General features: G+C 44.5%; 8 protein-coding genes. All 8 read left to right on the forward strand.

The window, feature by feature from the left end:
* A partial coding sequence (locus STRDD04_RS11475; protein ID WP_231853901.1) for an undecaprenyl-diphosphate phosphatase occupies positions 1–566 on the forward strand: 566 nt, incomplete at its 5' end.
* 113 nt (positions 567–679) lie between these two features.
* Complete coding sequence (gene mecA, locus STRDD04_RS06370) at positions 680–1,429, forward strand: adaptor protein MecA (RefSeq protein WP_062200382.1); 750 nt, start codon at positions 680–682, stop codon at positions 1,427–1,429.
* Positions 1,420–2,586 carry a glycosyltransferase family 4 protein gene (locus STRDD04_RS06375; protein WP_062200385.1) on the forward strand — a complete coding sequence of 389 codons (1,167 nt, stop codon included), beginning with the start codon at positions 1,420–1,422 and terminating at the stop codon, positions 2,584–2,586. The genes mecA and STRDD04_RS06375 overlap by 10 nt, the downstream gene beginning before the upstream one ends.
* Before the next feature lie 223 nt (positions 2,587–2,809).
* Positions 2,810–3,580 carry a Fe-S cluster assembly ATPase SufC gene (sufC, locus tag STRDD04_RS06380; protein ID WP_062200388.1) on the forward strand — a complete coding sequence of 257 codons (771 nt, stop codon included), beginning with the start codon at positions 2,810–2,812 and terminating at the stop codon, positions 3,578–3,580.
* Positions 3,581–3,621: 41 nt separating this feature from the next.
* Positions 3,622–4,884 carry a Fe-S cluster assembly protein SufD gene (gene sufD / locus STRDD04_RS06385; RefSeq protein ID WP_062200391.1) on the forward strand — a complete coding sequence of 421 codons (1,263 nt, stop codon included), beginning with the start codon at positions 3,622–3,624 and terminating at the stop codon, positions 4,882–4,884.
* Positions 4,885–4,925: 41 nt separating this feature from the next.
* Complete coding sequence (locus tag STRDD04_RS06390; RefSeq protein WP_062200394.1) at positions 4,926–6,158, forward strand: cysteine desulfurase; 1,233 nt, start codon at positions 4,926–4,928, stop codon at positions 6,156–6,158.
* Positions 6,145–6,582, forward strand: coding sequence for a Fe-S cluster assembly sulfur transfer protein SufU (gene sufU / locus STRDD04_RS06395; protein WP_062200397.1), 438 nt, complete (start codon positions 6,145–6,147; stop codon positions 6,580–6,582). Before STRDD04_RS06390 ends, sufU begins: the two co-directional genes overlap by 14 nt.
* Before the next feature lie 17 nt (positions 6,583–6,599).
* Complete coding sequence (sufB, locus tag STRDD04_RS06400) at positions 6,600–8,012, forward strand: Fe-S cluster assembly protein SufB (protein ID WP_062200399.1); 1,413 nt, start codon at positions 6,600–6,602, stop codon at positions 8,010–8,012.
* The last annotated feature ends 158 nt before the right edge of the window (positions 8,013–8,170 follow it).

The following is an 8,170-nucleotide window of genomic DNA, read 5'->3' on the forward strand; positions in this document are numbered from 1 at the left end:
TGGTAGCAGCTTTCCCTGCAGCTTTTATTGGCCTTTTCTTAGATGATTGGTTTGAAGCGCATTTTTATAATCTAGTATCCGTTGCGATTATGCTGATTGTCTATGGAGCAGCCTTTATCTATCTGGAGCGGCGGGAGCAAGAGGCACCGACTGTAACAGAGTTGAGTAAGCTTCCCTATCAAACAGCCCTTTATATCGGCCTTTTCCAAGTTTTATCCCTCTTTCCAGGGACAAGCCGCTCAGGTGCGACGATTGTCGGCGGTCTTTTAAATGGTGTCAGCCGGCCCGTTGTGACAGAGTTTACCTTCTATCTGGGAATTCCGATTATGTTTGGCGCCAGCGGTCTGAAAATCCTTAAATTCATCATCAAGGGTAATGCTTTAGGCTGGGATCAGTTTTTCCTTTTGCTAGTAGCGATGGGGGTGGCTTTCGGAGTCAGTTTAGTCGTGATTCGTTTTCTGACAGACTATGTCAAGAAGCATGATTTTACTATTTTTGGTAAATATCGGATTGGATTAGGAGCTTTGTTGATAGTTTATGCTCTTATCAAGGCGATTATTGGATAATCATGGGTTGGGATATTTCCCGACCTTTTCTTTATTAAGTTTGCTAGCTATTTTTTGAAATAAGTGCGAAATTTTAGTATAATAGAAAGACTATGAAAGTATGAGGTAGCGACATGGAAATGAAACAGATTAGTGATTCGACGATTAAAATTACCATCCAATTAGAAGACTTAGAAGAACGTGGTATGGAGATGGCGGATTTTCTAGTCCCTCAAGAAAAAACAGAGGAATTTTTCTATACCATCTTAGATGAGCTAGAAATGCCTGAAAGTTTCCTTGACAGTGGTATGTTGAGTTTTCGGGTGACGCCTAAGCCAGATAAGGTAGATGTTTTTGTCACCAAGTCTAAATTGGATAAAAACTTGAATTTTGAAGACTTGACCGATTTGCCTGACATGGCGGAATTATCCCAGATGTCTCCGGATGAATTTTTAAAGACCTTAGAAAAAAGCATTTTTGATAAGAGTAAGGAAGACTTAGAAGCGATTAAATCCTTGGAGGCTGTAGAGACTGAGCAGGAGACGGTTTCTGACGATGTAAGGGAGGAATCTCAACCTGAAAATACTGACCGGTATATCTACTACATCTTGCGTTTTGCGGATTTAAACAGTGCGGTCTCTTTTGCTAAAACAGTGGATTATCAAATAGACCTCTCAGAATTGTATAAATATGATTCAGCATACTATTTAACGATTTTGGTAGATGTGGAAGGTTTCCCAGAGCGCTATCCAGCTTGGCTTTTGGCCAAGATGCGTGAATTTGCGGAAGACTCAGCTATCACGCGTGCGGTCTTGCAAGAGCATGGCTATCTGTTATTAGTGACAGATGCGGTTTCCAGTCTGCAAAAGGTTGAATGCATATGATTACTTTCCCCTTAAAGTTTATTTTGGTTTTGCTGGGAACTTTCTTTATTGGAGTCATTCTGACTCCGTTAGTTCGGCTGTTAGCCTTCAAGATAGGAGCGGTGGATTATCCAAATGCTCGGCGGATCAATAAAAAACCCATGCCTAGTAGTGGCGGCCTAGCCATCGTTATTGCTTTTACTGTCTCCACCCTTGTTTTTATGCCTCAGATTGTTCAAGTTCAGCTTTTGGCACAAAGTTACCTTGAATATGTTTGGCCGGTTGTTTTAGGCGGACTGATTATTGCTGCTACGGGCTTGATTGATGATGTTAGAGAGCTATCTCCAGCCCTAAAAATGAGTGGTATTGTTTTAGCGGCTAGTTTAATATGGTTCCTGACAGATTTTCGCTTGGATGATTTCAAGATTCCTTTTGGAGGACCTTTCCTTCATTTTGCTCCTTGGTTGTCTTATATTTTGACAGTGATTTGGATTATTTCCATTACCAATGCAGTCAATCTGATTGATGGTTTGGATGGTTTAGTCAGCGGAGTTTCCATCATTTCTTTGGTGACCATGGGAATTGTTTCCTATTTCTTTCTTCCTGGGCACCATCTCTTTCTAACTTTGACAATTTTTGTTTTGGTGATGTCTATCGCTGGATTCTTTCCTTACAACTACCACCCAGCTATTATTTACTTAGGTGATACGGGTGCCCTTTTTGTAGGATTCATGATAGCTGTCTTGTCCTTACAAGGGCTAAAAAATGCGACGGCTGTTGCGGTAGTGACTCCTATGATTATTTTAGGAGTGCCGATTACCGATACTTTTTTAGCGATCATTCGCCGAACTCTATCGGGACAAAAGTTTTATACTCCGGATAAGCATCACCTTCATCACAGACTTTTATCGCTAGGCTTGACCCATAGAGGAACTGTTTTAGTCATTTATGGCATTTCAATGATTTTCGCTATGATTTCTCTCTTGCTCAATGTATCGAGCCGTATTGGTGGAGTTTTACTCATACTGGGCTTGTTTTGGGGTGTAGAATTGCTGGCAGAATTGGTTGGTGTTTTAGGGCCAAACCGTACTCCTCTCCTAAACATTATGCGTTTTATAGGTAATTCTTCCTACCGTGAAGAGGTTCGTCGCAAGTGGCAGGAAAAACATCGCCAATAAGAGCTGCTCTAAACAAAATAAAAGCCTTTTAGGCTTTTTTTTGGTATACTAAAAAGAGTATAAAACAGCATGCTTAATGAAAATCAGTGTTGAGGATCTTCATCTTAAAAAATGCCGAAAATTAGCTTTTCTGATGAAATTTGGAGTTGGAAAATCAAATATCTGAAAGAAAGTATTGAACAGCTGGTCTTCAAAAAGTATGAACAAGGAAAGGAAAACAAACATGTCTGTATTGGAAATCAAAGATCTTCATGTTGAAATTGAAGGGAAAAAAATTCTTAAGGGAGTCAATTTGACGCTGAAAACAGGAGAAGTCGCAGCTATCATGGGACCAAATGGAACAGGGAAGTCTACCTTGTCTGCAGCTATCATGGGCAATCCTAACTACGAAGTGACTCAAGGAGAGGTGCTTTTTGATGGGGTCAATATCTTAGAGTTGGAAGTAGACGAGCGGGCTCGCATGGGGCTCTTCCTGGCTATGCAGTACCCTAGTGAAATTCCTGGTATTACTAATGCCGAATTCTTGAGGGCGGCTATGAATGCGGGCAAGGAAGACGAAGAAAAAATCTCTGTCCGCGATTTCATCACGAAACTAGATGAAAAAATGGAACTGCTCAACATGAAAGAAGAAATGGCTGAGCGCTACCTCAATGAAGGCTTCTCAGGTGGTGAGAAAAAACGCAACGAAATCCTGCAGTTGCTCATGCTAGAGCCGACTTTTGCGCTCTTAGATGAGATTGACTCAGGTCTGGATATCGATGCGCTTAAGGTCGTTTCTAAAGGGGTCAACGCTATGCGCGGTGAAGGTTTCGGTGCAATGATTATCACCCACTATCAACGCTTGCTCAACTACATCACTCCAGATGTGGTTCATGTCATGATGGATGGCAAAGTCGTTCTTTCTGGCGGTCCAGAATTGGCAATCCGCTTGGAGAAAGAAGGCTATGCTAAGTTGGCTGAAGAGTTGGGCTTCAATTACAAGGAAGAAGCTTAGTCAAACATTCTTTTGACTTTGATAAAAGATAGGAGAATGACATGACGAAAGAATTGATTCACGAATTTTCACAACTTCACGCAGAACCAGAATGGTTGGCTAATCTCCGTCAGCAGGCTTTTGACAAGATGGACCAGCTGGACTTGCCAGTTATTGAGCGGGTTAAATTTCACCGCTGGAATCTGGGAGACGGACGGATTTCTGATAGTGAGCCTTTGACCAGTGTGCCTGATTTTACGGCTCTCGGAGACAATCTCAAGTTTATCCAAATGGGAACCCAAACTGTCCTTGAGCAGCTTCCAGCCGACTTGGCAGAGCAAGGCGTGGTTTTTACCGATTTCCACTCTGCTTTGGAGGAGATTCCACAGCTGGTGGAGCAGCATTTCATGTCCGCAGTCAAGTACGACGAGGACAAATTGGCAGCTTATCACATGGCTTATTTCAACAGCGGCGCAGTACTTTATGTGCCGGATAATGTTGAGATCGACCAGCCGATTGAAGGGATTTTTTATCAGGACAGCGAGAGCGATGTTCCTTTTAACAAGCATATTTTGATTATCGCAGGCAAGCACTCAAAGGTTAACTACTTGGAACGCTTGGAGACTTACGGTCAAGGGACTGTTCCGACAACAGCTAATATCACTGTTGAAGTCATTGCCCAAGCTGGAGCTCAGATTAAGTTTTCAGCCATTGACCGCTTGGGCGAAAATGTAACAGCTTATATCAGCCGTCGTGGCAAGCTAGACAATGATGCCATGATTGACTGGGCTATCGGCGTTATGAACGAAGGTAATGTGGTGGCTGACTTTGACAGCGACCTCTATGGCAAGGGCAGCCATGCGGATATGAAAGTGGTGGCTCTCTCAAGCGGTAAGCAGGTTCAGGGAATTGACACCCGAGTGACTAACTATGGCTGCAACTCTATCGGAAATATCCTGCAGCACGGGGTTATTCTAGAAAAAGGGACCTTGACCTTCAATGGTATCGGTCATATTATCAAAGGAGCTAAGGGAGCAGATGCCCAGCAGGAAAGCCGGGTTCTCATGCTGTCTGACCAAGCGCGCTCAGATGCTAACCCGATTCTCTTGATTGATGAGAACGATGTGACAGCGGGTCACGCGGCTTCTATCGGTCAGGTGGATCCAGAGGATATGTACTACCTCATGAGTCGGGGTCTAGATAAGGCGACGGCTGAACGCTTGGTCGTGCGTGGCTTCTTAGGCTCAGTGATTGTAGAAATCCCTGTCAAAGAAGTCCGCGATGAAATGATTGAAAATATTGATATTATTCTCGCAAAAAGATAAAAAGCTGGGCCTTGTCCCGTATAAGTTAGATAGGAGTCTTCATGTCCGGATTTAATGCAGAAGCAATCAAGCAAGATTTTCCCATTTTGGACCAAATTGTCAATGATGAGCCTTTGGTTTATTTGGACAATGCGGCGACAACTCAGAAACCCAAGCAGGTGTTGGCGGCTATCGAAGACTACTATCTTAGAGACAATGCTAATGTCCACCGCGGAGTACACACGCTGGCCGAGCGCGCAACAGCAGCCTATGAAGCAGCCAGAGAAAGAGTTCGCTCTTTTATCCACGCGGCTTCTAGCAGAGAAATTCTCTTTACACGAGGCACCACGACGAGTCTCAATTGGGTGGCTCAGTTTGCGGCTGAAAGGCTGCAGCCTGGTGATGAAGTGTTGGTTTCCATCATGGAGCACCACTCCAATGTTATTCCATGGCAGGAAGCTTGTAGGAAGACCGGAGCTAAGTTAGTCTATGTCTATCTCAAAGATGGTGCTCTGGATATGGGGGATTTCCGTGCCAAGCTCAATGAGCGGACCAAGTTTGTCTCTCTGGCTCATGCTTCCAATGTCCTCGGTGTCATCAATCCTATCAAGGAAATTGCTCAGCTGGTTCATCAGCAAGGAGCGCTTTTGGTGGTGGATGGGGCTCAATCCATTCCGCACATGAAGATTGATGTACAGGATTTGGATGTGGACTTCTTCGCCTTTTCGGGACATAAGATGGCAGGTCCGACTGGTATCGGGGTTCTCTATGGCAAGGAAGAGCTGCTAGAGCAGATGTCGCCAGTCGAGTTTGGCGGCGAAATGATTGATTTTGTCTATGAGCAGGAAGCGACTTGGAAGGAGCTGCCTTGGAAGTTTGAGGCCGGTACTCCGAATATGGCTGGAGCAATCGGTCTTGCGGCGGCCATTGATTATTTGGAAGACTTGGGTATGGATGCCATTGCTCAGCATGAGCAGGACCTGATTGCCTACGTATTTCCTAAGCTGCAGGCAGTAGAAGGGTTGACGATTTATGGCTCTCAGGATTTGGCCCAGCGCTCAGGCGTGATTGCCTTTAATCTGGATGGTCTCCATCCGCATGATGTCGCGACGGCTCTGGACTACGAAGGAGTAGCTGTTCGGGCGGGTCACCATTGTGCCCAGCCTTTGCTCACCTATCTGCAGGTGCCAGCGACTGTGCGGGCCAGCTTTTATATCTATAACACCTATGCAGATTGTGACAAGCTGGTAGATGCTTTAGAAAAGACAAAGGAGTTTTTCAATGGCGCTTTCTAAGTTAGACAGTCTTTACAAGGCAGTCGTGACCGACCATTCGGCTCACCCCCATCATCATGGGAAATTGGAAGATGTGGAGCAGGTAGTCCTCAATAATCCGACCTGTGGCGATGTTATCAGCCTGTCAGTGAAGTTTAATGCTGAGGATCAGATTGAGGATATTGCCTTTGTTAATTCTGGCTGTACCATCTCAACGGCTTCGGCTAGCATGATGACGGATGCAGTTTTGGGAAAGACAAAAGAGCAGGCACTGGAATTAGCAGAGGTCTTCTCGCAGATGGTTCAGGGCCAAGAAGATAGTCGCCAGAAAGAATTGGGAGATGGAGCCTTTTTAGCAGGCGTTGCCAAATTCCCGCAGCGAATTAAGTGTGCGGCCTTAGGTTGGAATGCCCTCAAGCGAGCGATTGAAGAAGATAAAAAGTAAGAACGTGAAAGGAAATTATGTCAGAAGAAAGAGTAGAACCAAAACCGATTGATCTCGGTGAGTACAAGTTTGGTTTCCATGACGATGTTGAACCTGTTCTCTCGACAGGGAAAGGGCTGAATGAAGCGGTCATTCATGAGCTTTCAGCAGCCAAGGATGAACCAGAATGGATGCTGGATTTCCGCCTCAAATCCTATGAAGTATTCAAGAAGATGCCTATGCAGACCTGGGGGCCGGATCTGTCAGAGATTAATTTCGACGACTTGATTTATTACCAAAAGGCTTCTGATAAGCCGGCTAGAAGCTGGGATGATGTACCTGAGAAGATCAAGGAAACTTTTGAGCGGATTGGGATTCCAGAAGCCGAGCGGGCTTACCTCGCTGGGGCAGCTGCCCAATATGAATCAGAAGTAGTTTATCACAATATGAAGGAAGAGTTCCAAAAGCTAGGCATTGTCTTTACGGATACCGACTCAGCTCTCAAGGAATACCCAGATTTGTTTAAACAGTATTTTGCTAAGCTGGTTCCTCCGACAGATAATAAGTTGGCAGCCCTTAATTCAGCGGTTTGGTCTGGTGGTACCTTTATCTATGTACCAAAAGGTGTCAAGGTTGATATTCCGCTCCAGACCTACTTTCGTATCAACAATGAAAACACAGGTCAGTTTGAGCGGACTTTGATTATCGTTGACGAGGGAGCAAGTGTCCACTACGTAGAAGGATGTACAGCTCCGACTTATTCAAGTAACAGCTTGCATGCGGCTATTGTCGAAATCTTTGCTCTTGACGGCGCCTATATGCGTTATACGACTATTCAAAACTGGTCTGATAACGTTTATAACCTTGTAACCAAACGAGCTCGGGCTATGAAAGATGCGACTGTTGAGTGGATTGATGGAAACTTGGGTGCCAAAACAACCATGAAGTATCCATCTGTTTATCTGGACGGATCTGGGGCGCGTGGGACCATGCTTTCCATTGCCTTTGCCAATGCAGGCCAGCATCAGGATACAGGCGCTAAGATGATTCACAATGCACCACACACCAGCTCGTCTATTGTGTCTAAGTCCATTGCCAAGGGCGGAGGTAAAGTAGACTACCGTGGCCAAGTGACCTTTGCTCGGAATTCTAAGAAATCTGTCAGCCATATCGAGTGTGATACCATTATCATGGATGACTTGTCTGCTTCAGACACCATTCCATTCAATGAAATTCATAACTCGCAGGTGGCTTTGGAACATGAAGCTAAAGTTTCTAAGATTTCTGAAGAGCAGCTCTACTATCTCATGAGCCGTGGCTTGTCCGAATCCGAAGCAACCGAAATGATTGTCATGGGCTTTGTCGAGCCTTTCACTAAAGAACTGCCCATGGAATATGCTGTTGAGCTCAACCGCCTGATCAGCTATGAAATGGAAGGATCAGTTGGTTAAAAAGAGACGTTAGACTCTTTTTAAATTGTGGATAAATCTTTGCCTAATCAAAGTGTTTAAAAGATTCAGAGAACCTTTTAAACAGTAGCAGAATACTTGATTGCGAGTTAATCTTCAAAGATACTTTCTAGTTTGCGTTAAACATCCATAAACTATAC

The organism is Streptococcus sp. DD04 (assembly GCF_001578725.1).
Classification (GTDB): Bacteria; Bacillota; Bacilli; order Lactobacillales; family Streptococcaceae; genus Streptococcus; species Streptococcus sinensis.